The following is a 25,318-nucleotide window of genomic DNA, read 5'->3' on the forward strand; positions in this document are numbered from 1 at the left end:
TTATCAGCATAGCTTCTATGTCCGGCTCCCTCAAAGGATTCCTTTTCTTTTGTACGACGGCATTGCCTATGTGCTGCACGTAACTGAATCAGGAATACTACATGTTTAAAGTCGGGAATCTCATGTTTTTATAAATTGTGTAAACAGCTGCGCTCCTTTTCATTCTGTGCTATGAAGCAGGTCTAGTGAAAAGACAGTGACCGGACGGTCACTGCCTTAGAGCTTGGTTGCATATCTATCATTAGCGGTGTCTCAGCATTCTGCCAAGCTGAATAAGCGCTGTTGGTATCAGGGCAAGTCCATAAATTGTAAACAGCTGTGTCATGGTTATCGTCGTTACCGAGAATAAGGAATGCAGCGGCTGCCACAGCAGAATTGCATTCAGAAAGCAGAATCCGATCACAAAGGCCAGAATGGAATATTTATTTGTAAACAGACCGATGCGATACAGAGAACGCTGAGAACGACAGTTAAAGCCATGGAACAATCTGGACAGGCACAGGGTTGAGAAGGCCATGGTCGTTGCGATTGCCCAGCTTTCCTTCAGACCCAGAAAATACGCGCTCATTGTCACAACGGCAATCAGTATTCCCTGGATTCCCAGCTGCTTCATCGTTGCCGGCGTCAGAATACCAACGGATGGATTGCGAGGCTTCTCTTTCAGTATATCCTTGGTGCTGCGCTCCATTCCAATGGCGATAGCAGGAAGGGAGTCTGTCACCAGATTGATAAACAGCAGATGCACCGGCAAAAACGGTACCTGCAGAGATAACAGGGAGGCTGCCAGTACACAGATAATGCCGGACAGGTTACCGGACAGCAGATAGATGATCGCATTCTTGATATTGGCATAAATATTTCTTCCCGTCGCAACAGCCTTGACGATAGTCGCAAAGTTATCATCCGTCAGAATCATGCTGGCTGCATCCTTGCTGACCTCGGTACCGGTGATTCCCATTGCAATACCGATATCCGCCTGCTTTAAGGCTGGAGCATCATTGACACCATCTCCGGTCATTGCCGCAATCTTTCCTTTTTTCTGCCATGCGTTGACGATGCGAATCTTATGCTCCGGAGCAACACGGGCATAGACACGGATGTGCTCCAGACGATTCATCAGTTCTTCTTCACTCATGGCATTCAGCTCCGTACCATCCACACACTGATCCCCGTTCTTATAGATTCCAAGTGCCTTGGCAATACTGCGTGCTGTCACCTTGTGATCCCCGGTAATCATTACCGGAATGATACCGGCACGCTGACAGTTTTCAACAGCGGCCCTGCTTTCCTCACGCGGAGGATCCATTAAAGAAATCAGTCCCAGGAAAATAAGCTGATTCTCATCCTCCACCTCGATATGGTCCTTTTCGACAAGCCGTGTCGCAAAGCCCAGTACACGAAGACCGTTATCCGCAAAGGTATGATTCATTTTCAGGATACGTTCACGATCGTCCTCCGTGATATCACGGATGCCCTGTTCCGTCTGTATATATGTTGCTTTTTTCAGAATTTCATCACAGGCCCCCTTCAGCAGCAATCTGTTTTCCCCATCGATTACATGAAGGGTGGACATCAGCTTCCGTTCGGAATCAAACGGATTCTCATCGATACGCGGATATTTCTCTCTGGTTTTCAGTTCATCGATACGATACAGCTCCAGCAAATCTACCAAAGCAAGCTCCGTAGGGTCTCCGATTCGCTGATGTTCATTAGTCGTGGCATCACAGCACAGCGCAAAGCCAAGCAGCAGCAGACGATCCAGCGGTGAGGATTCCTTTAAATTGTTTGCGTGCAGCAGCTCATGATTTCGATATACCTGCTGTGCTGTCATTTTATTCTGGGTTAGGGTTCCTGTCTTATCGGAACAGATAACAGACACACAGCCCAGACTTTCCACGGAATTGATGTTCTTGATGATCGCATTCTCTTTTGCCATCTGGCTTGTCCCCATGGCAAGCACGATCGTCACTATGCTTGCCAGTGCTTCCGGAATTGCGGCAACAGCCAGTGCAACGGCAAACATCAGTGCATCCATAACTGCATTCCCCTGCCATACATTTAAGACGAATACAAGAATGCAGATGGCGATAATCGCAATACTCAGCTTTTTACTGAAATCATCCAGTGTCTTCTGCAGCGGTGTCTTACGATCCTGTGCTGTATTCATCAGTGTCGCAATCTTACCGATTTCCGACTTCATTCCTACCGCTGTAACAACGACGCGGGCACGTCCATAGGTTACCAGCCCGCTGGAGAACACCATGTTTTTCTGATCTCCAAGACCGCATTCCCCCGTTATGGTATCAACGGCCTTATGCACACTCTCAACCTCACCGGTCAGTGCACTTTCATTGACCTGCAGGGAATGATTTTCAATGATCCGTCCATCTGCGCCTACAACATCTCCGGCTTCCAGAAACAGGATATCTCCCACTGTCAATTCCTGACTGGACACCTCCATCAGCGTGCCGTCACGCAGGACGCGGCTATGCGGTGTGGACAGCTGCTTTAAGGCATCCAGTGATTTCTGTGCCTTGATGCTCTGCACGGTCCCCAGAATAGCATTCATGGTGATAACCGCCAGAATAACGATCGTGCTCTCCAATTCTCCGCTTACCATGGAAATGATAGCTGCGGCAATCAGAATGATAACCAGCAGGTCCTTAAACTGAGAAAGGAAGACGATAAACGGATGCACCGGCTTTACTTCCTCCAGCTCATTTCTTCCATAGGTGTTTTGACGCTCTGCGACTTCCTCGCAGCGCAGACCTGTTTCTACTGCCCCCAGCTCTTCCATTACCTGGGCGACGTCTTTCTCATACATCTGTTTCAATCTCAAGACCTCTACTTTCCTGTTTATGATTCTTTTCTATAGTCTTGACATTTTTTCAAAATAAAAACGAGACTATAGAAAATTTCTATAAGTCTCGTCAATCGCTGAATGCAGGCCAGAAGAGATACACTCTTCGGGTTTGTTGACCGGCTTCACACAGAAGCTCTGTGCTGACTACTCCCTTATTGCCTATAAGTTTACCATGGAAGTGGCACTTCTGTAAACCTTGTCAAAGGAATTTACAGAATGTTTACAATTCTTTTAAAAAATCATATGCGAAGGAATAGGAATGTTGTATTATATATATAACATTTCAAAATAATATGAGGGTGATCGCATGAAAGAGGAAATCCAAAGAGCATTTGATGATTATTTACAACGCCTGAAGCAGGATGAAAGCATCTGTGAAAATTTCAAAAAGCTGGTGCTGGAGCAGCTGGGACTGGGAACAGAGCTGGACCCTATCCTGTTTCGCTTTCTGGATATTGCAAAGGAGCAGAAGTATGCATATGCCGTTCCTCTGGGCTATGCCATGCTGTTTTATGCAACCTACTCCAAGGATATCGACCTGGCGATTTCCTATAATGAGAAAGCCAGAGAGCTGTTTATGAAAATGCCGGATTACAAGGAGCGCGACGGTATCCTTACCGTGGCCAACAATGCTGTTCTTGCCAATATTCTGAAGGAGGATTACGGAGCCGCCTATCGGGAAATCGCTGCCGCGATGCCCATGGCGGAAAAAGGCGGCCGCATGTCTTATTATGCAGCCTTTCTGAATAACGGTGCTATCATTCTGCGCGAATTCGGCCTTTATAAAAAAGCCATTCAGCAGGTAGAGGAAACACTCGAAAAGCGCGATTTCATCGGAAGCAGTAATTTCATTGTAACCATTTATCTGCTCTCCAATCTATATTTAAGTGCAAGAGAAACCGATAAGATGCGCAAGCTGCTGCAAACCTATATGCCGGAGCTGAAAAAAAGTGAATATTATGATTCCGACATCTATAACAAGCAGTTTATGGAAGCAGCCCTACTCGATGATCGCCGTGAAGAAGCCAGACAGTGGTATGAACACCTGATTCAAACCTATGATTTTTCAAAAAATGACCATCTGGATAACAATGAGGTCCACCTGTCCTTGGCCCGCTATCACCTGTATCAAAAGGATTATCAGAAGGCAAAGGAAACTTATCTGCATCTGCTCAGTCACAAGGATGAGGTACTCGGCTATAAGCGGCAGATACTGGAAGAAACCGCGCTCGTTTTTGAAGGACTGAAGGAATATGATAAAGCTTATGCGTATCAAAAGAAAGCGCATGAGCTGATGATTACCTATACCGCATTTATTGATGATATGTACCGGCAGGAAATTGAAGATGTCTGGGAAAAGAACCGTATGCTTTCCTATGAGGTGCTGTATGATCGATTGCTGGATATGACTGAATTCGGAAAGACGGTAACCTCCTGTTTAAACAGGAAGCAGCTCATTGAGGTCATCGAACAGCATGCCGCCCGTATCTTCTCCTTTGATGATTGGGATATTCTGCTGTATGAAGAGCCTCAGAAGCGGTTCCGCTCTTTTTCCAACATTTGTTATCCGCTGTCCGAACACCCCATTCTCGAAGCCTGCACACGTGAATATACTTCGCGTAAGCTGTTAAACCTTTCCGCAGACGAAGAGACAGCCGTTAGTCTCGGTTCCCTGTATGAGGCACATACCCGTTCCATGCTTTTACAGCCTATCACCTATCAGGGGGATATGCTTGCACTGTTCTGCATGAAATCAGATCAGATAGAGAATTTCAGCCGCACAGACCAACGCTTATTACAGGTGTTCGCAGATTACATTGCCATTGCGCTGCATAATGTCCGTCAGTTTGAGGATGCACTGGAAAAATCCAGCTACGATTATCTCACCGGCATCTATAATCGCAGTGCCTTGATGCAATTAGGTGAGGATATGCTGGAAAATGCAAAGAAATCCGGCCATTCCATCGGTGTGCTGATGATGGATATCGATGATTTCAAACAGATCAATGACACCTTCGGACATATGCAGGGGGATGCTGTTATCAAACAGGTAACCGCACTAATGAAACAGATGCAGCGCCATGGTATCATAGCACGCTTCGGGGGAGAGGAGTTTATTCTTCTGATCGATTCTTTAAGCAAGCATACGCTGTATGAGCTGGCTGAGGAAATCCGCTATGCGTGTGAAGCCTGCACAATACCGGCAGATACCGGCACCATTCACTTTACCATCAGCATCGGCTGCTGCTATCAGAACCAGGTTCATGCCACTTTGAAGGAGCTGTTTAATGAGGCGGACCAGCGACTGTATATTGCAAAACGAAACGGTAAAAACTGCGTCCAGATGTAATGAAAGCAAATAGAGCAATCAACCCTAGGTTCGCACAAGCTCTATTTGTTTTTTTGCACAGAAAAGACGACTGCTTTCTGTTTGGAATCAGAAGCGTCTGTTTCTTTTTGAGGACTGGGAATTTTTTTGTATTCCCTTGTATCGCTGTCTTTCTGTGCTATCCTGCGTGCAAGTCCCCAAGCTATCCGCGTACTGCACAAAGCTGCACGGCTCTCGTATAAATCGTAAACGCTGCAGCCCTTATGAAGAAAAAGGAGAGTTCCTTTCCCAAAAGGACGCCCTCCCGCATTCCTACATGCTTTCCAGACATTTGGACAGCGTTGGAATTATCTGCTTCTTTCGTGAAATGACGCCATCCACAAAATACAGCTCATCCATGATATCCTCCTTGAATGCCTCATCCACAAGATAGCTCAGAGTACCGATGAACACCAGATTGCTTCCACTGCCATCAGCGGCCGTAAAGCACATCATAAGCAGATCAAATTTATTGATTTCATTTATTTTTTCCATATAGGCACGGATTTCATCCTGTACATTCACGATTTCCTGCTCATCCGCAATATTGATCTGACCGATGGCAATCCGCTTTCCATCAATATTATATTCCTTGAAATCATTGTACAGGATTTCAGACATGGTTCTGCCTTTAATCGTCGCTACAGCTCCGAACATTTCCTTTGCCATGGCATCCAACTCAATTCCGGCAATCGCAGCCAGCTCCCTTGCCAGCTCCTTATCGATCGGTGTCGTTGTCGGTGAATTGAAATTCATTGTATCACTGATAATGGCACAGCACATAATCGCTGCTGTTTTAACCTCTGGAACAAGACCCGCTTCCTTGTACATACGGGCAATAATGGAAACTGTACTGCCAATGATTTCATTACGGAAACGAATCGGTGTTGTCGTTTCCACATCACCGATGCGATGATGATCCACAACCTCCAGAATCTCCGCCTCCTTCAAATCATCAATACTTTGAGAAAGCTCGTTATGATCGACCAGGATGAATTTTTTCTTCTGATAATTCAACAGGTGATAGCGGGAAATCGAGCCCAGCACCACGCCCTGATTGTTAACAACCGGATAGGAACGAAATCTGGATTTCGACATCTGTTTGTATACATCATCAATATAGGCATGGTTGTTAAAGCTGATGATTTTACGCTTCATAATCAGCTTCACACTTGGTGAGCGATACATGCTGCGGGCTACCTGAAACATATTCAGCGGTGTTTTGATAATCGTACAGTTTGCTTCCTTCGCCATGCGTATAATTCCCTGGGAAATGATATCCACATCCACCAGGATCATACAGCCGGCCCCATCACTCAACGCGCGCTTTTGCAGCTTCAAATCATCATTTACAACGACGATGCTATCCCGATAGCTGATATCGCTGTATTCCGCATTGCGGCTGCATAGTATATGGATTCTTCCATTCGTCCGATATGCATCGCATTCATACAGAAACTCGCCCTGCAAAACCTTGCGGATATTCTCGCAGGAGGTGTTCTTCATAAGGGAAATCGGCTTTTCCCCCTTGTCACTCATCAAAATATTTGTCATATCCGACAGAGAAACAACACCAATCAGCTTCTGTGCTTCATCCACAACGAACAATGCACTGGTGGAACGCATCCCCATGCGGTCCCACGCCTCCTTTATCGTATCATCCTTTTTCAGCAGCAGCGGCTCATCAAACGGCACATCATACAGCTTCACTCTTGCATTTTGAATATACACCGGCTCCGGCACCTGAAACTTTTTCAAAACAAAATCCGTTTCCGGGTTCAATTCTCCCAAACGGCAGGCAATGGCATTGATTCCCAGCTTCTGCTTCAGCTGTGCATATGCAATTGCCGATACAATGGAATCCGTATCCGGATTCTTGTGCCCGATAATATGAACAACGTCTTTCATTACGGCTTCACTCCCCTGTTTTCTTATGTTCATTGTACCTTATTTAGCCCCTTTTTTCCAGTGGTAGCGCTATCTTTTGCTGCACTGTGATAGCTTTTAATGAATTTCTTCCGTATACCATATAAGAGAAAAGTATGTTATACTGTATAAAACAATCAGAAAGAGGCGATATTATGTCTACCCTTAAACGAGCAATTCTGTTTCTGTTTCCTTATTTGATACTTGCGGTATGCATACTGGAGGAACGCTGGAGAATACAGGCTGCATCCCTCATGCAGTATGATACGTATACGGATATGCTTACGCTGACAGCTGTCATCTGTACGCTATTTTTATTCTTTTATATACGCAATATTATGGAGAAATATGACGGAATCGTATTGCTTTTGAATACAATTGCAGTTATTGTCTATACCCTTTTGATCTGGCTGCCAGATGTATTTGCGTTCCTCAGTCCGATTGCCTACAGTGTTTTTCAAAATGAGCAGCTATTTCTCACAATCATCTATGGGCTGCTTCTGATTGGAGAAGGCTATCAGATTTCTTTCCTCATCAAGGAGAGAAGAACAGATCAAGGTGACTCGGATTCTTAATCAGTATCAATAGACTGTACAAACGTAAAACGATCAATGACAACTGAAAACAGTGAGATTGATCGTTTTAATTTCTTTTATTTCCAAGCCACCGCAAGTGAGTAGCCGCTGGATATTATGTTTTTCTATGTTTTTTTATTCCCTGTCCCATGTTTTCCTTTTTTCTGCAGGATATCACGGCAATACCACATGATCATACCGATGCCCGCCGGTATTGCAAATGCAAATGGAAGCTTTATATAGAAACGATCCACAATCGTTGTGAATAAAAGTGTAATCACGCCGTATAGGAACAACACACTGACATTTGAAATGTAATACAGCACTCTTTTGCTTTTCATAATCGCAAGCAGCTGTAACAGGCAGGAGCCGCACAGAAGCAAAAGCAGCTTTCCGCGACATGCGCCCAGCACTTCATTGGAAACTGTTAAAGCATAATCATTACCGGAGAAATCCGGTGGAACAGAATTATGAAACTGTGTTATCAGAGAACGATATTCCTGAAACAGCAGGATACCGAAAGCAAGGAGTGTCAAACCAGCTGCCAGCGGCATCACAATGCGTAAAACGGCTTCTCCTTTATCTGACCATTTTCGAAACAGGATATTCTTTTCCTCCTGTTCTTTTCCATGGACACCTTTATGCAAGCCGTTCCAGCTGATATCATAGCGCATAATGAACGTATGCCGTAAGCAGCCATACACTACCGCAAGCACAAGCAGGGCTGCCACATACATCAGTAGATATATGGTAACACCGGTTTCATAACCGCTCACAAAAAAGCTGTATGGGTGGAATTCCTCTGTCTGCATTGCCAAAATCTCCAGTATATTGGAAAAGCCCAATTGCAGAAACAGATACAGGATATACAGATATTGCAGAAAGGAAACAAGCGGAAAATAAGCAAGCAGCAGATTCCAGCGTGTCAGTGATGGCAGAGCCCTTTTATCCGTATGCTGTATCATCAGCACATTGCTGAATACCATCATGCCCAGAAACGCCGCAAAGGACAGCAGCTGAGAAATCTGAAGCTTTAAAAACACATAATACAGAAGCAGTGCAAGCAGGGTCAGGCCATAGGGAAGATAGCGCTGCAGATCATAGCGGGATAAATCACTGTAGCCCTTTGTATCACCCAGCAGCTCATCACAGCTGATTCCCAACGCCTCACTCAACGGCTTCAGCAGTGTGATGTCGGGATAACCCTCTGCCGTCTCCCATCGTGATACCGCCTTATTGCTGACATTCAACAGCTCTGCAAGCTGCGCCTGCGTATACCCTTTCTTTTTGCGCAGTCTGATGATTTTCTCCGCAAACTGTTCTTTGTTCATACTCCATCCCTCCTCTATCTATAGTATGACGAAATTCCATATAAACAGCAATCCATGATTGCGGGAATCACTCCACGCTTCATGGATTGCTGTTTGATTTCTTTTCATCCTCCAATGTCTTGATAATGCCATCCGCTATTTTATCCGCAAAAACCTTCCGTTTTGCATCATCGATCAGATACAGACGGTCGTTCTCACTGGCGAGAAAACCGGCTTCTATCAGAATGGAGGGCAGCTTATTATTTTGCAGCACCTGAATCGGAGACAGATCCTGGTCCTTCATACCCCGATTCTGAGAATAGCCCAGAGAATCCAGCTCCTTTAAAATATTTTCCGACAGAGCCTCCACCCTCGGCTCCTTCATTTTCCCCCAAATTTCATAACCATAGGAGCCATTTATGACTTCTGCGGCATTGGTATGTATAGAAACAAACAGGCGGGCATCACTCTCATTGGATATACGAACACGTTCACTGAGATCCTCTACTTCATTAGCCGGCCAGGATACATCATCACTCTTTCTTGTATACAGAACCGGATAGCCGTTTGCCTCCAGACGTGCACCGATATCCTTTACAAAGGCAAGTGTAACATCCTTTTCATACAGCTCTTCAAAGGTACTTCCCGCATCATAGCCGCCATGTCCGGCATCAAGAACAACAACGGGTGTCTCTGCCTTTTTACTGAATAAGGGCGCAAGGATAGGATTGTCCGGAAAAACCTTCACGCATATGATCAGCAGCCCCAGGATGACCAGAAACTCCATCGCAACCACGATCAGCAGTCGAATCGGATTGATTCCTCTTTTTTTCTTTCTTTGCTTTGCCACCGTGTCACCTGACTTTCAAACTGATGTAATTATAGCAGATAAATCAGGAAATTCCTACCTTTTGCGTGACGGAAATGAGATGATTTGCATACCGATTCCACAAACCTTATCTTATGCAGAATGCTCCTCTTCATCCTCCTGATACACGGTTTCCTCTGTTACAATCAGCCTCTGCTTCCGCAAACGGTGATTCACATATTCCGTAAAGAAAACATACAGACATGCTGTAGTCGGTACTGCCATAATCATACCGAAGACACCCCACAGATCCCCGAAAACAAAAATACTAAGCAGCACCCAGAGACCGGGGAGTCCCACGGAATTGCCAACCACACGGGGATAAATGACATTATCCTCAAAGTAGCTGAGTATCTGATAGAATATGATAAACCATACACTCTGTAAGGGATCCTTGGACAGCATCATAATCGCTCCGACACTCATCGCAAACATGGAGCCGAATACCGGAACCATGGAACAAACGGCAATCAGTGTACAGATGAGCTCCGGATACGGGAATTGAAACAGCCGCATGAAGATATAATACAAAACCCACAAAATACAGGCCTCCGTCAGCTGCCCGCCGATAAAGCTGGAAAATATCCGGTTTACACGTGCAGCATAGCGGAAAACAATCTTTGAATTTCCATATCCGAGAAAGGCCGCTGTCACCTTGCGCATCTGGCGTATGAAGTTTTCTTTCCCGCTAAGCAGATACAAGGAAAACATAAAGCCCGTAAAGCCGACAGCAAAGCTGGAAACAAAGCCGGTAGCGCTTGATAAAATCCCGCTGGCACTGCCGGACAGCAGATTGATTACGTTGGTAACGATTTTCTCCCATGGCATCTGAATGAACTGCTCAACCTGTGTAATATTCTCGATTCGATAATCAATATGGAAATATGCCAGGACCTCATCGATATTCTTCACAATATTCGTAAAGAAGGAGGTTAGATTTTCCATAAGGGATATGAGAGAATCGATAATGCTAGGCAGGATGATACTGCCGATAAGAATGATTAAAATCAGAGCAAGCAGAAACGTGAGTATCATGGAAATGACACGTTTTTTCTTTTGGAGAAAGGAATCCTGCTTTGTATGGCGAAGCAGAAAGCCCTCAATATGCTTCATTGGCAGATTTAAAACATAGGCAAAGACAATGGCATACAGCAGGGATTTAAACACGGATAATACAAAATCAAAGCCGTTTTTCAAGTCCTGCAGATGCACAAGGAGAAATCCAAGCAGAAGAATATAGGTACTCAGGTAAATCCAGGGTCGTATGGATCGTATAACGTCTTTATCACGAAAAGGCAGTTTCATGTGCATCCCCTCTTTCTTTTGAAAAAAAGGACTGGACGTATCCAATCCTTTTTATGATTTCTTACATTTCTTCTTTTGCGATTGCAAGTAATCTCTTATGACGTTTCATAGCGTCTTTCTTTGTTTTCTCAAACATTTCGTACGCTGTTTCACCTTTTACCTTAGGCAGCTGGCTGTAACGAGTTTCTGTCATCATGAAGTCCAGCATCTTCTCGTAATCAGGCTCCTTGGAGTCGATTGTCAGAGGAGTTTCTTTTCTTGGGTCATAACGATACAGATCGAAGTATCCGCACTCAACAGCTTTTGCCTGTGTTCTCTGGTGGTTAGCAAGTCCGCCCTTGATACCGTGCTCCGCACATGGAGAGTAAGCCAGGATCAGAGATGGTCCATCATAGCTTTCTGCTTCCTTCAGTGCTTTCAGTGTCTGGTTTTTATTTGCTCCCATAGAGATTGCAGCTACATATACGTGTCCGTATGCCATAGCGATCTGTCCCAGGTCCTTCTTCGCAGTTGTCTTACCACCTGCAGCGAACTTGGCGATAGATGCAGCCTGGCTGGATTTGGAGGACTGTCCACCAGTGTTGGAGTAAACCTCAGTATCCAGAACCAGAACATTCACGTTCAGGTTGTTTGCCAGTACGTGGTCTAATCCGCCGTAACCGATGTCATAAGCCCATCCGTCACCACCGACGATCCAGATAGATTTGGAAACCAGGTCAACGTCTGCCAGTTCTTTTACCATAGCGATATCAGATTTAGCAGCCAGTTCCTTGATTGTCGGAGCGATTTCTCTTTCCGCATCACGGTCACCGTGTACTTCCAGATATTTAGCAAATGCTTCCTTCAGAGCAGGCTCAACATTTTCCATGTTGTCTTCCATTGTCTTCAGGATTCTTGATTCCTTATAGTTCTGTGCCAGAGCCATACCATATCCGAATTCCGCATTGTCTTCGAACAGAGAGTTCGCCCATGCAACACCCTCACCATTGCTGTCATTTACGAATGGAGTGGAAGGAGTGGAAGAACAGTAGATCATAGAGCATCCTGTTGCATTCGCAACCAGCATGTCATGACCGAACAACTGAGATACCAGCTTATAGTATGGAGTTTCACCACAGCCAGGGCAAGCTCCGCTTACTTCGAAGTAAGGCATCATGAACTGAGATCCCTTAACGGTATCAGCCGGGAAGAATTCAGTCTTGTATTCTGTATGCTTGAACAGGTAATCTGCCAGTGGTTCTTCACCAAGCTTTTCGTTGATGTCAACCATTTCCAGAGCCTTGTTACCGGCTTTACCAGGACACTCAACCGCACACAGACCACAGCCTACACAGTTTGCAGGAGTAACCTGGATACGATATTTCAGGTTTTCAACACCCTTACCCATTGGTGTAATTGTTTCAAATTCCATAGGTGCTGCAGCAACCTCTTCCTCTGTTAACAGGAACGGACGAATTGTTGCATGCGGACATACAAAGCTACAGATACCGCACTGGATACAGTTTTCCGGGTGCCATGTAGGTACCTGTACTGCAATGGTACGTTTTTCTTCAAATGCTACGTTGTTACGGATAGAGCCATCCAGCAGGAAGTCTCCTGTGAATGCGCTGACAGGCATATCATAGCCCTCCAGACCGTTGATTACTGCAACATGGTTATCGAAATATTCGTCACCAGTCAGCTTACGGCTGGAATCAAATGGAAGATCAGCCCAAGCTGCATCCACCGTAATTTCTTCGATTCCGGCTTTACCGGCATCGATTGCCTTGTAGTTCAGCTGTACAACAGCATCACCCTTCTTGGAGTAGGATTTCTTCGCTGCTGCCTTCATCAGCTCAACAGCTGTATCGTATGGCATGATCTGCTCATTCAGTGCGAAGAATGCAGACTGCAGAATCGTGTTGGTTCTACGTCCCATACCGATTTCCTGAGCGATTTTAGTTGCGTTGATGATGTAGAATTTTGCATGCTTTTTAGCAAGCTGCGCCTTCATACGGTTCGGCATATGCTCAACGATTTCTTCTTTGGAGAAGGTAGTATTCAACAGGAAGCTTCCGCCTTCCTTGATATCTTTCGCCATGTCATATTTGAACATGTAAGCATCCAGTGAGCAGGAAATGAAGTCTGCGTTACCGATATAGTAAGTGGAACGGATTGGAGAGTTTCCAAAACGCAGGTGAGAACGGGTAACACCACCGGCTTTTTTAGAGTCATATGCAAAGTAAGCCTGTGCATACTGATCTGTATTGTCACCGATGATCTTGACAGTGGATTTGTTTGCAGAAACCGTACCGTCTGATCCCAGTCCCCAGAATAAGCAAGAAGTGTAGTCAGCTGGAACGTGGAAGTTGGAATCTGCTTCCAGGCTCAGGTTGGTAACGTCATCAACGATACCGATGGTAAAGCTGTTCTTCATTTCATCCTTCTTCAGTTCATCAAAGACAGCTTTGATGTGGTAAGGCTGTGTATCCTTGGACCCCATACCGTAACGTCCACCGATGATTTCGATGTCTTTATCCTTCAGTGCAGACAGGATGTCAAGATACAGAGGCTCTCCCATGGATCCTGTTTCCTTTGTACGATCCAGTACAGCAATTTTCTTAACTGTTTCCGGCAGTACAGCCAGCAGGTATTTTACAGAGAACGGACGGTACAGGTGAACCTTGATCATACCAACCTTTTCTCCGGCAGCAGTCAGTGCATCAATTGTTTCTTTAGCAGCCTCTGTTACAGAACCCATAGCAACGATTACACGTTCTGCATCACTTGCACCATAGTAAGTAAACGGTGCATATTCACGACCAGTGATTTCACTGATTTTCTTCATGTAGTCAGCAACGATGTCAGGAATTGCATCGAAGTGTTTGTTTCTTGCTTCCACACCCTGGAAGAAGATGTCGTCGTTCTCAGCACCACCGCGTGTTACCGGGTTTGTGTGAGGATTTAAAGCGTTCTTGCGGAATTTAGCAAGAGCTTCCTTGTCAACCAGTTCCTTGAATACATCTGTATCCATAACTTCGATTTTCTGAATTTCGTGAGATGTACGGAATCCATCGAAGAAGTGCATGAATGGTACGGACCCCTTGATTGCAGCCAAATGAGCTACACCAGCCAGATCCATAGCTTCCTGTACAGAATGGGAAGCCAGCATACATACACCGCTCTGGCGGCATGCATATATGTCTTCATGGTCACCGAAGATGTTCAGTGCTCTTGTAGCAAGTGCACGAGCTGCAACGTGGATAACGCCTGGCAGACACTCACCAACCATCTTGTAGATGTTTGGAATCATCAGCAGCAGACCCTGGGAAGCCGTGAAGGTTGTAGCCAGAGATCCTGCCTGTAAAGCACCATGTACTGCACCAGCTGCTCCACCTTCGGACTGAAGTTCAGCAACTTTTACAACACTGTCAAAAATATTCTTGCGACCCTGTGTAGCCCACTGATCAACAACCTCAGCCATTGGTGAAGATGGAGTGATCGGGTAGATCGCAGATAGTTCGGTAAATGCATACGCACAATGTGCGGCTGCAGTATTACCGTCCATTGACATAAATTTCTTAGTCATTTGTTTTCCTCCTTGCATAACTTACTTCTCTATTATAAAACTTTATCTTTGATTTTACTAGGATTTTTAAGCAATTTTTCGTTGGATTTCAAGGGAATTTTGTAATTATTTTGGGAATTGAAAAGTTTGCACCGCTTATTTTCACTACATGAAAGAAAATGTATACAAAATGAAAGAAAAGACCTGTTTTCAAGGTCTTTTCCCCTTCTTATTCAATTACAATTTTCACGGTATTTGCCGCATTGCTGCGATAAAACGCCTGTGTTTCTGTATTGATTATTGTCACTTCATTCCTTGTATCGCTGATGATTTCCAGTATGCCCTGTGTCGTTTCCGTTTCATTGTTGATAAGAAAGCTGACGCTTCCATTTCCACTGGTTTCCTGAATCTGATAAGTCTCATACGGCAGATTTTCCAGCAGCGCCGTAAAATCATTGTCCTTATCCAGCGTCACAAAACGGTTGAAGGAATCGGAGGACACCTGCATGACATAGGACTGGGAATCCGCCGGACGCTGCAATTCCCCCTGTGCGTTGCGAACCCGCTTGGTCAGCTCCATGGAACCGTTCTGTACACCACTGGTACGGTTGATAATACCAACCACTACGGTTGTTCCCGGCAGTACGGTAAATTTCGCCTCATCCACAAGCTCCGGCGAATTGATCAGATACTGTACCGGATAGGAGGAATCCAGCTCCTGCACCTCATAGGCACCGCTTGGATACGTTGTCAGTGACTGATGCCAGCTGTTATCCACATTCAGGTCATACACCTGATCGATTCCTTCCCCGCGAATGCGGAATCTAAACGTGTCCGGAGCACTTGGCGGCAGATAGTTGCCGTCATCGTCCAGCATATACTTGAATACTTCAATCGTACTGCGGTTGACAATCAGCTCATTGATAACCTCCACAACATTGCTGACAGCATCCCCCATGGTGATGGTAGCACTATCGGTTTCCGCTCCCCCGTTTACCCGATAGGTTGTGATGAACTGATCATTATTGATTTCCCGGATGCTGTAGGTCCCCTTCGGCAGATCGTTGACCACATAGGTGAAGGAATTACCGAAGTTCAATTCCACACGGCGCATCGTCGTCATATTATAGATTTCCACAACATACTGGTCGCCATCCGCCGGGCGGATCAGCGTACCGTTTGCCTGCTTGATGAATTTTGTGATTTCCAGCTTTCCATAGCTGCTGCGCTGGGCGTTGATGATGCTGACATTGTGCGCATCACGGCCGACCTCCACCGTAGCAGTGGAGCTTTCCTGCGCATCATCTACAATATACGTCACCTCATAGCCGCCCGGCTTCTGTTCAGAAATCTGATAGGTTCCCGCTGCCAGATCACGCAGTGTGGTCTTCCAGCTGTTGCTTTTCTGCAGAACGACGCTTGTCTGCATTCCCGCACCGCTTACCGCAACAACAAAGCGCTGGGTATCATTCGGCAAAACGAGCTGTCCGCTGGCGTTGCGGATAAGCTTTGAGAGCGTGATGGAGCCCCCGCTTCCCCCAGCTGCATCAATCATTGCCACCTCATTGGAATTTTTCTCAACATGCACGATGCCGTTTGCGACCTCGCTGCCACCGTTGATAATATATGTGACCTGATCATCACTGTCCACTTCATCGATCACATACCAGCCATCCATCAGATCCTTGACAAGGATGCTCCAGTGATTGGCTGCATTCAGGGTAAATACCTCATTGTAGCCCGGCTTGGATACATGTACCCGGGTCACAAAATCCTGTGCCGGCTGTTCCAGCTTGCCATTTACCCGCATGAACTTCTCGATGCGGATACTGCCGAAGACTTCCTTCACCGTATTGATGATCTGTACGGTACTGACATTGCCCTCCACATTGACAATAGCGCTGTTAACCTCACTTGCACCGTTGACAATGTAGCTCACATCATAGCGGTCATCGACCTCATCCACGACGTACACGCCATCCTCCAGAGCATCTACCAGCAGCGACCAGTTGTTTTCACGATTCAATGTAAAGACCTCATTGTACCCCGGTCGTGAGATATGAATGGTGGAAACAAAATCCTCATCCGGACGCACCAGATTCTGATTGCGGCGCATATATTTATCCAGCTGTATACTGCCCCTGCCGGATACCTGCGGTGTATCGATAATCTGAACAGTATTGCTGGTACCTGCCACATGGATGATACCGCGGTCCACTTCATTCCCCCCGTTGATGATGAAGCTGACAGCATCCATCGTCGTCGTTTCGCTGATGACATAATCCCCTGCTGCCAAATCCGAAAGCACGCGCATCCAGCGGTTGGAGGCATCCAGTGTAATCAGCTCATTATAGGAAGGCCCGGATACCAGGAAGACATAGGACGCATCCTTTTGCGGGCGCATCAGCATACCATCCTGACGGATATATTTGGCCATGGTGATGCTGCCGCTTTCCGCTACCTGCTCCCGATTGATGACCTGTACCTGATGCGCAGTGCCATTCACTGCCACAATGGCGCGATCCACCTGAGAACCGCCGTCGATAATATAGCTGACATCCTCATGATCCAGCTCATCGATGACATAGGTTGCGCTTGGTAACGGTCCAATCGTCTCCGTAAAGCTGTTTCTGGAGGATAATGTGAAGATTTCGTTATAGCCCGGTGAGGAAACATGGATGCGATAGCTGCCTGATTGCGGCTTGCTCAGCAGTCCCTGTGCATCCTCTACATATTTGCTCAACGTGATGCTGCCGGTGTTTCCTGTCCCCTGCGGATTGATGATATTCACCGTATTGGCATTCTGCATGACATGAACGATTCCCCTTGCAAGCGGTGCCGCATTATTGACGACATAGCGAACACCCTCCTGTCCACTCTCTTCGATGATTTCATACCAGCCGTCCTTTAAATTGCGCAGGCTGGCATAGAAGTGATTTGCGTAATTCAGAAGAACTCTGCTTGTTTCCTCTTCTCCCTTGATGCGTACCCAGAAGCTGTCCTGCTCGGATGGATAGCGGTAACACCCCTCAGTGTCACGAATGAGCTTGCACAGCTCAATGCTTCCCTCATGCGGCTGCTTCTCCTCATTGATTACCTTGACATCCACGTTCTCCGCTTCCACATTGATGACAGCACTCTCTGCTTCCTTACCCCCGTTGATGATATAGCTGACATCATGCGTTGTATTCAGCTCACGCAGCTCATATACCCCCATCGGAAGATGCTCCAGCGTTTCCTTCCAGCGGTTGCAGGAGTTCAGCGTAATGATCTGATGGAACGCTTCTCCCCTGACGTCCACCTCAAACTCCTCTTCCTGCTGCGGTTTCTTCAGACAGCCGCAGGATGCATCGCGCATGTACTTGGAAAGCGTGATGCTTCCCAATGCACATTTCATTACATTGACAGACTGTACATGCACATCACTGCATAACACGATTGTACCATCGCACTCGCGTGCATCATCCACCAGATAATACAGCTCCTTGAATTGCGGATCCTCCTTCTGAATAACCTGATATTCCGCCTGCGGAAGCTCCACCGCCTGATGCCAGTGATTGCGCTCATTCAGCACGAAGGTCTTATCCATATGCTTCCCCTTGACCTGCATATGGAACACCATGTCCTTTGACGGCGCTGTAAGATCATCCTCACAATTCTTGACGACTGCCTCCAGATGCAGCTTCGCCATAGCCTCGCTTGCATTCAGCACGGTAATGTTTACAGCTTCATCCCTGACCTCAAAGTATCCGCTATCCTTCGGACACTCCTCATTGATCTGATAACGGACCTCATGATCCCCCAGCTCACGGATTTCATAGGCGCCGTTTGGCTGCCTGCAAAAGGTCGCTGTCCAGTCATTGCTTCTGTCCAGAACACATTCCTGTTTTTCCTTATCATGCAGGAGCTGGATACGGAAGGTGTCGTTTCGTTCCGGCTTAAAGCGTTCTTTGAATCCGTTTTCCATGCATTTGGTAACGGTGATGTCGGCGCGGCGCGGCTGCTTGATCACAGCACAGACGCTTACACATTCCCCGTTTAATTCAATGCAGACAACATCCTCGAATACACACTCCTCAATTTCAAAGCGAACCGCACCGGCATCAAGCACACGCAGTGTATAAGAGCCCGGCTGCAGATTCTTCAATTCATCGCAGAAGCTATTGCGGCTGTTCAGGCAGAGTGTTTCCTTGCAATGCTCGCTGACGATTTCCACACGTACCTCTTCGCCCGGACACAGATCACGGCGAACGCCGTCCTCCTCCATGAGTGCACCAACACGGATGCAGCCCTTTGGACACGGTGTATTTACCATGGTGATGCAGACATCCTCATCACACACATCCACGACGGCAGACGCACACGGCAGATCATTGATCAGCCAGCTGACCTCATAGCCCTCGCATGGAACCTCACGTACCTCATAATGTCCCTGCGGCAAATCATACAGGCGGACACAGAAATCATTTTCGCTGTTCAGCTCGATTTTCTGTGTGCACATATCGCTTTCCACGATGGCACAGAAGGACTCACCATAGGATGGCATGACCAGGTTACCGTCTGCATCCGCGATACGCTTCTCCAGCAGCATACAGCCGCAGCGCTCCTCTTCGTTGATGATCGTAACATGCATGCTTTCTCCCTCGAACAGGAAGTAGCAGCTCTCATGCAATTCCCCGTTGATGTCATATACATGCTTACCGCCGCCCAGCTCACGCAGCTCATAATGCTGGTTGGCCAGATTGCTCAGGCAGATGCAGAAATCATTGCCGGCATGCAGTTCATATACCTCATGACAGTTCTTGCCCTTGAGCAGCACACGGTATACGGCATCCTCATCCGGCATCACGATACGGTTTCCATCCCGTATGCGTTTTTCAATTGTTACAACGCCCTGCCGCTGTTCACTGTTGATGATGTCGATATATTCATCATCACGTCCCAGTGTAAAGCAGGCACGCTCGCAGCTTTCCCCGTTGACGCGGTAGCGGACATTCCAGTTTTCATCGACCTCACTGATTTCATAGCTTCCCTCCATCAGATCATCGAAATATACACAGAAGTCATTGCGTGCACACAGGCGGTAGGTGCGGCTGAAGCCCTGTCCCTGTAACAGGAAGCGGAATTCATCCTGCGGACACGGCATGAACAGCTCTCCATGCGCATCCTCGATATACTTGGTAACGCGGACACTTCCTGTGCAGTCGCTTTCCTGATTGACAATCAGAACCTCCACATCGCACTGTCCCAGCTCGACATTGCCGAAGCTTTCCTCGTTGCCGTCTATGACGTAGCTGACGCGATAGCCCAGATTATCCTTCTGCACAATACGATAGCGTCCCTGCGGCAGCTGATCCAGAATCACACACCAGTTGTTTTCCGCACGCAGACAGACGTGCTCACTGCACTCTCTACCTTCGACCAGGATATCCAGAAGCATGCCTCTGGATGGACGCTGCATGTCCCCGTTGCAGCAGCGAACAACACCACGCAGCTTCAGCATACCGCTGTTGCGGCGGCGGTTGATGATGCTGACCTCCTGATTGGACCCATCCATATACACGATGGCATCGCATTCATCCTGCTGATTGACGATATAGGAAACATCATAATCATAGCTGTCCAGCTCGGTAATCCGGTATTCTCCTGCCGCAAGACCCTCCAGCATGACACACCAGTTGTTTCCGGCCTTTAACAGATACGTTTCCTTGAAGCAGGCACTTTCCACACAGACTTCAAATTCCTCATCACGCCCCGGCTTGACCAGCTCACCGCTTCGTGTTTCTTCAAATTTACAGATTTTCAAAACACCGCAGCTGCTCTTCGCAACACTGTTGATGATGCGGATTTCATTTTCACAGCAGTCATCGACAACAAAGCGGGCATGACGGCACTCCCGTCCGCAGTTGACCTGATAGCTGACCTCATACTCACACGGTGCATCCTCACGCACCTCATAGCTGCCGAAGCGCAGATCATCGAAGCACATGCACCAGTCGTTATCCGCATTCAGCTCGAAGCAGCGTTTACAGAAGTAGGAGCTGAGGGTTACATGAAAGCACTGATGCTTCTGCGGCTTAATCAAATCACCGAATTCATTGCGCACATATTTGCAGATGCTGACCGTACCTGCATTGCGTTCCTCATTGATGACGGACACACAGAAGGCATTGTCACCATTGATGCGGATACAGGCGCTAGTACTCTCTCTTCCCCCGTTGATAACATAGCTTGTCGTATAATCGGTATTACAGCTCACTTCCTCAATGACATATTCCCCATTGCACAAATTCGCGATATCCACGCAGAAGTTGTTGCTGGCATTCAGATTAAAGGTTTCATTCATACCGCAGCCGCTGACCATGACCATGAACTGCAGATCCTTCGACGGCTTGGAAACACTGCCGTCACAGCTGCGAATAAACTTGCAGATACGAAGCGGTGAGGTCATACCTTCACAAAGTCCCATATTCTGCTGTGAATTGATAATCATAACCGATGCCTGCTCACAGTCATTCAGCTCTACATTGGCATAGCACTGCTCCTCACGGCCATTTACGATATAAACCGGATTCGCTTCCATCGGATCACTCAGCTCATTGATATCGTAATAGCCCGGCAGCAGTCCGCAAAGCATGGCACAGTAGTCATTATCCTCGCTCAGCTCAATCAGACGATCATCGCTGTCAGAGATAACGCGAACCTGATAAACCTCACCACAGCCCGGCTTGCACAGGTGTCCGTTTTCCATACGAATATACTTTTCAATTTTCAATACAGTGTCTGCACGCAGTTCATTGATCATGACGAGTTCATTTTCCTGCGGTAGCAGATCAAAGCGGCCATCCGAGGTTTCTCCCTCATCATTGAATCTCCAGCGGGTCAGATACCCTGTACATCCGCTTTCCTCAACCATAGTATAGCCTGGCAGCAGGTCACAGATGGTTTCCTGAAAGTCATTGGATGCATCCAGGGTAACACACTGCTCCTGCCCATTCTGCATGACATGCAGGGTAAATGCCATGTCCCTCTGAAATTCCAGCGGGTTCCCGTTCATATCTACTAATTTCTTTACGACATGCAGCTGTGTCTCACCCAGCTGCTGATTGATGATGCGGACTGTGCGGTGAGAGGTCGTACTCGTGTAGATCACTGTGGCGTAGTCCTCCTGCTGAATTTCCTCATCCACCAGATAGGTGATATCCACCTCATCCCCGTTGATCATCTGCTGCCCGCTTTCATCCGTCTGTACGATGACATGCTGTACTGCCTGGATATCGGAAATCGTGATTTTTCCAATACCGGTAGCCGGATCGATGGGTACATCATAATAACAGCATTCGTTCTGAGAGTGACAGACCTTGACATGACGCATTCTGCGTATGTCTCTGGCACTACCATCACGCATCCTCTCTTCTATGACAATATCCATGCTCGCATTTTCTATGCACGGCTGTGCCGTTTCCAGAAGGCTGACAGGCAGCATGCGGTAAAAGGCGTTCCATAAGCGTTTGCTCATCTTTATCCTCCTTCTTCATATAAGCGATTCATTTCTTATACATTCTAGTATATGAGCCCACATGGAAATTGTTCTACAAAATAAAAGAACCGTTAATTCATCAACGGTTCCAGCTGCAGCAGCACATAGGGCTGCCCCTCAATTTTGATTACATGTACACGCAGTACAGCATAGGTATTCTTCATGTGCAGTGTTACAACAAACGGGATATCATATTCATTATTCATTACAATCACCTGCTTTATCGTATGTAAAAAGCTTAAACGTGTACATCCTCATCGTAGATGCACACCATAAAGGTATAGTAGAATACCAGCACCAGACACATGACAACACCATAGACAACAGATACAAGAAAGGCAGGAAGAAGCTGCATATTATCGAACAGGGAAAGTCCCAGCTCCATCGCATCCATGAATGGATTGCTGCGGGTCATGATATCAACGACGCCGCTGTTTACAGCAAACAGGGTTCCATATTGGAAAAAGGCATTCATGAACGAGGTATAGGCAAAAGCAATTAAAAAGATGACCAGCATACTGTAAAAGGAAGAACGGTAATGCCGAATGATCTTAACAAAGGCATCCTTTATGATGAGAAACGGATTCCGCGCCCCGTCATAAATGGCAAAGCAGGCAAATACCTGCACCGGAATATAAAACATCATCAGCACAAGCATGATTGGAGTCAGTATGGTATTGATACTGCTCATATCCGCAAGCATCAGCTGAAAGGAAAGCCAGCTGCTCCCCACCATTACGACAAACAGCAGGGTCTGCACCCCAATGAGAGGAAACATATAGTCCTTCATCGTAAGCGTACGTATATCTTCCCGCTTGGTACGGATAAACTGAAACATGACAATCAGATATACATAGGCAGCCACAACAACGATCAGATAGAGAAACAGGTAGGATACCAGCATACTGCCTGCCCGGCTGACAACCGAAATTCCCATACTGTAAATCGAGCAGTACAGAATGCTGAGCAGCATCAGCATAATCAGCAGACTGGCAATGCGTTCTCTTATATTGGTAAATGAAAGAAAGTCTTTCCAAGTTTTCATAATATCACCTCAGGTATAGGTTATTCTACCATATTTCATGTAAAATGGGAAATGCTAAAAAGGATAAGATTGGAACTGTGCAGGCGGTGCTCAGATATGAATAGTTTCCATAGACGATGTTTTATTGCTGATTCTTATCTTTAGTGCCTAAGATTTCCTTAATATGTAAAAATCCTCCTGCAAGCCGCACAGGAAGACTTCAGTAAACAGGATATGCATGTATATACTGTATTTTATTGATATCACGCATGAACGTACATCTCAACCTGCTTTCCCCGATGCGCAAGTCCTACTTTAATAACATTTTGCATATCGTGATCATATTTCTTGTCTATGATTTAATCACATGCAAGCTTCGCCAATTTTGTAAGGTCAATATTTTCGTCCTTTGTATATTTCAATTCAAATAACAGTGAGGGTTCTCCACTGGTTTTGTTGCTTAACAAAATATCATACCTACCTTCCCCATGCTCCCGATTGCTCGAAATTTCATAAGCATTTCCCAACCGCATAAGAAGACCTAATAGAAGCGTCTGGTAAGAATTCTCATTGATTAAATCAAAATAACTTATAGTATCCATCAGAATTTTACGATATCCGCGCAAAAACCCTTTCCAGTCTTTTTGAAGGAGTTTATCTGTTAAAACATCGATACTATTCTCATCTACATGAAGATAATGTGCTGTGATTGCACTAAATTCACTCATGATTTCTTTATTAGGAATTCTTAATTCATATCTTCCGAGTAATGAATCAAGCGTATCCTGTACGGTTAGATATCCGGCATTCAGGCACTGCCCGCCTGAGGCGCAAACAGCCCCCATAAACTGCTTGTTTCCTTTAGCTCATAAAAAGATGTTTCGAAATTTACAAGTGTTCTAACTGTTCCGATCCTTATTAATTCTTCATATCCCTCTTTAAATGAAGCATCACAATCTTTCATTGCCACTTTTATCATTTTATTAGAACTGGTATTCACCCAGTAAGGCATCAATACTTTACGTTCCGCGTAATTGATAATGGACCAGGGATTAAAAATGTCTACGCCTCCCATATTATAACCGTCATATAATGCGCGTACTTCATCCGTATACTTCAAATCATAATATGCTAACAAGTCTTTTACCTCATTCTTTGTAAATCCAAAGTATTCTGCATATTCTTTATCCTTTACTGTACATACAAGCAGATTATTTAAATCAGAAAAGAGGCCTCTGCCCGCCTTAGGCGTATTCTCTTTCGCAACGCGCTGTATGCCTGTCAACATAGCAAATTGTAAATCATCACTTGTTTTCAAAGCCGTATGCAGGAGTGCTGATAAGGCACCGCTCACTTCTTTATAAAATCCCTGTGTATGGGCTTCAATAAACGGTGTGTCACGCCTTGGGCGGGCAGCGCCTATTCGTCTATAAACAACATAACGCGTTTTTTGTAATATTGATGACATTTTTTCATTAAAAAGCTGATTGCATGGTCAACTGGCTCCAAGTTTTCGTCTTCAAGATCAGATAATCCCCGTAAAATCAAATCAAATTTAGGCTTTTCAAACATACTGAGTTTTTCTAAAACACATGCATATTCATCATAAACATTTAATAATTGCTCCTTTATAGATTTCACTATCCTCCTCTTAGATTCTTTTGCATCCGCAAAAGATAAAAATATTGTTGGATACGTATTTATATAGGAAGCATACTCTGTTTTCATAATTGCTGAAGCTTCAAAAATGCTAGCTGAATTCTTGGTAACATCGAAAAAATCTGAAAGCACGCCATGGGTGGGCAGCGCCTGCTCATATTGATTGTCTTCCCCGCTACTAGCGCGCCTTTTGTCGGATACCAAAGGTATCGGCAATATTTCGGTGAAAGCGTCTTGGTCGTGTAATCAGTGTAACAGTTGTTTTCCTTTCCAGAAACTCCGCAATCATCACGCCTCAGGCGGGCAGTGCCTGCTTTTATCAACTGTGTAATA

General features: G+C 46.0%; 14 protein-coding genes. 2 read left to right on the top strand and 12 right to left on the bottom strand.

The annotated features are described in order from the left end of the window. Positions 1–241: 241 nt before the first annotated feature. Positions 242–2,824, bottom strand: coding sequence for a cation-translocating P-type ATPase (locus KSZ58_RS11090; RefSeq protein WP_055201087.1), 2,583 nt, complete (start codon positions 2,822–2,824; stop codon positions 242–244). A gap of 346 nt (positions 2,825–3,170) precedes the next feature. Between KSZ58_RS11090 and KSZ58_RS11095 the strand changes: the two genes are divergently transcribed. Next, complete coding sequence (locus tag KSZ58_RS11095; protein ID WP_055201089.1) at positions 3,171–5,213, top strand: sensor domain-containing diguanylate cyclase; 2,043 nt, start codon at positions 3,171–3,173, stop codon at positions 5,211–5,213. Positions 5,214–5,504: 291 nt separating this feature from the next. On the opposite strand, the gene KSZ58_RS11100 is transcribed toward KSZ58_RS11095, so the two are convergent. Next, positions 5,505–7,172: a putative manganese-dependent inorganic diphosphatase gene (locus tag KSZ58_RS11100; protein ID WP_254879659.1), complete on the bottom strand. Its 1,668-nt coding sequence runs from the start codon at positions 7,170–7,172 to the stop codon at positions 5,505–5,507. Between the two features lie 140 nt (positions 7,173–7,312). Between KSZ58_RS11100 and KSZ58_RS11105 the strand changes: the two genes are divergently transcribed. After that, a complete protein-coding gene (locus tag KSZ58_RS11105) occupies positions 7,313–7,732 on the top strand; it encodes a hypothetical protein (protein WP_008819141.1) in 420 nt (139 codons plus the stop codon). Positions 7,733–7,857: 125 nt separating this feature from the next. Here the strand turns inward: KSZ58_RS11105 and KSZ58_RS11110 are convergent, their stop codons facing one another. From KSZ58_RS11110 to KSZ58_RS11150, 10 genes are all read right to left on the bottom strand, one after another. Further along, positions 7,858–9,063, bottom strand: coding sequence for a helix-turn-helix domain-containing protein (locus KSZ58_RS11110; protein ID WP_009269475.1), 1,206 nt, complete (start codon positions 9,061–9,063; stop codon positions 7,858–7,860). Positions 9,064–9,142: 79 nt separating this feature from the next. Further along, positions 9,143–9,892, bottom strand: coding sequence for an N-acetylmuramoyl-L-alanine amidase (locus KSZ58_RS11115; RefSeq protein WP_008819143.1), 750 nt, complete (start codon positions 9,890–9,892; stop codon positions 9,143–9,145). A 111-nt stretch (positions 9,893–10,003) separates the two neighbouring features. Then, positions 10,004–11,215 (bottom strand): AI-2E family transporter, encoded by a 1,212-nt coding sequence (locus KSZ58_RS11120; protein WP_008819144.1) that lies wholly within the window; start codon positions 11,213–11,215, stop codon positions 10,004–10,006. A gap of 61 nt (positions 11,216–11,276) precedes the next feature. Next, a complete protein-coding gene (gene nifJ / locus KSZ58_RS11125) occupies positions 11,277–14,783 on the bottom strand; it encodes a pyruvate:ferredoxin (flavodoxin) oxidoreductase (protein WP_002608271.1) in 3,507 nt (1,168 codons plus the stop codon). A 208-nt stretch (positions 14,784–14,991) separates the two neighbouring features. Continuing rightward, positions 14,992–22,281, bottom strand: coding sequence for a collagen binding domain-containing protein (locus tag KSZ58_RS11130; RefSeq protein WP_009269476.1), 7,290 nt, complete (start codon positions 22,279–22,281; stop codon positions 14,992–14,994). A 92-nt stretch (positions 22,282–22,373) separates the two neighbouring features. After that, positions 22,374–22,508 (bottom strand): hypothetical protein, encoded by a 135-nt coding sequence (locus KSZ58_RS23195; RefSeq protein WP_002608269.1) that lies wholly within the window; start codon positions 22,506–22,508, stop codon positions 22,374–22,376. Positions 22,509–22,540: 32 nt separating this feature from the next. Further along, on the bottom strand, positions 22,541–23,347 hold the full coding sequence (locus KSZ58_RS11135; protein WP_008819148.1) for a hypothetical protein: 807 nt from the start codon (positions 23,345–23,347) through the stop codon (positions 22,541–22,543). 338 nt (positions 23,348–23,685) lie between these two features. After that, the gene (locus KSZ58_RS11140) at positions 23,686–24,171 is read right to left on the bottom strand and encodes a PD-(D/E)XK nuclease domain-containing protein (protein ID WP_009269477.1); all 486 of its coding nucleotides are present in this window, start codon (positions 24,169–24,171) and stop codon (positions 23,686–23,688) included. Next, positions 24,135–24,794 carry an AAA family ATPase gene (locus KSZ58_RS11145; RefSeq protein ID WP_008819150.1) on the bottom strand — a complete coding sequence of 220 codons (660 nt, stop codon included), beginning with the start codon at positions 24,792–24,794 and terminating at the stop codon, positions 24,135–24,137. The genes KSZ58_RS11140 and KSZ58_RS11145 overlap by 37 nt, the downstream gene beginning before the upstream one ends. Continuing rightward, positions 24,746–25,117 (bottom strand): AAA family ATPase, encoded by a 372-nt coding sequence (locus tag KSZ58_RS11150; protein ID WP_074747565.1) that lies wholly within the window; start codon positions 25,115–25,117, stop codon positions 24,746–24,748. Before KSZ58_RS11150 ends, KSZ58_RS11145 begins: the two co-directional genes overlap by 49 nt. Positions 25,118–25,318: the final 201 nt, after the last annotated feature.

Origin of the sequence: Erysipelatoclostridium sp. DFI.2.3, from assembly GCF_019132535.1 — a bacterium.
In the GTDB taxonomy this organism is placed as follows: Bacteria; Bacillota_I; Bacilli_A; order Erysipelotrichales; family Erysipelotrichaceae; genus Clostridium_AQ; species Clostridium_AQ innocuum.

Bases quoted from the DNA above. Each gene is read 5' to 3' on its own strand.
- KSZ58_RS11120 (WP_008819144.1), bottom strand. From the start codon at position 11,215: ATGAAACTGCCTTTTCGTGATAAAGACGTTATACGATCCATACGACCC.
- KSZ58_RS11095 (WP_055201089.1), top strand. From the start codon at position 3,171: ATGAAAGAGGAAATCCAAAGAGCATTTGATGATTATTTACAACGCCTG.
- nifJ (WP_002608271.1), bottom strand. From the start codon at position 14,783: ATGACTAAGAAATTTATGTCAATGGACGGTAATACTGCAGCCGCACAT.
- KSZ58_RS23195 (WP_002608269.1), bottom strand. From the start codon at position 22,508: ATGAATAATGAATATGATATCCCGTTTGTTGTAACACTGCACATGAAG.
- KSZ58_RS11135 (WP_008819148.1), bottom strand. From the start codon at position 23,347: ATGAAAACTTGGAAAGACTTTCTTTCATTTACCAATATAAGAGAACGC.
- KSZ58_RS11110 (WP_009269475.1), bottom strand. From the start codon at position 9,063: ATGAACAAAGAACAGTTTGCGGAGAAAATCATCAGACTGCGCAAAAAG.
- KSZ58_RS11100 (WP_254879659.1), bottom strand. From the start codon at position 7,172: ATGAACATAAGAAAACAGGGGAGTGAAGCCGTAATGAAAGACGTTGTT.
- KSZ58_RS11090 (WP_055201087.1), bottom strand. From the start codon at position 2,824: ATGTATGAGAAAGACGTCGCCCAGGTAATGGAAGAGCTGGGGGCAGTA.
- KSZ58_RS11140 (WP_009269477.1), bottom strand. From the start codon at position 24,171: ATGGGGGCTGTTTGCGCCTCAGGCGGGCAGTGCCTGAATGCCGGATAT.
- KSZ58_RS11130 (WP_009269476.1), bottom strand. From the start codon at position 22,281: ATGAGCAAACGCTTATGGAACGCCTTTTACCGCATGCTGCCTGTCAGC.
- KSZ58_RS11145 (WP_008819150.1), bottom strand. From the start codon at position 24,794: ATGTCATCAATATTACAAAAAACGCGTTATGTTGTTTATAGACGAATA.
- KSZ58_RS11105 (WP_008819141.1), top strand. From the start codon at position 7,313: ATGTCTACCCTTAAACGAGCAATTCTGTTTCTGTTTCCTTATTTGATA.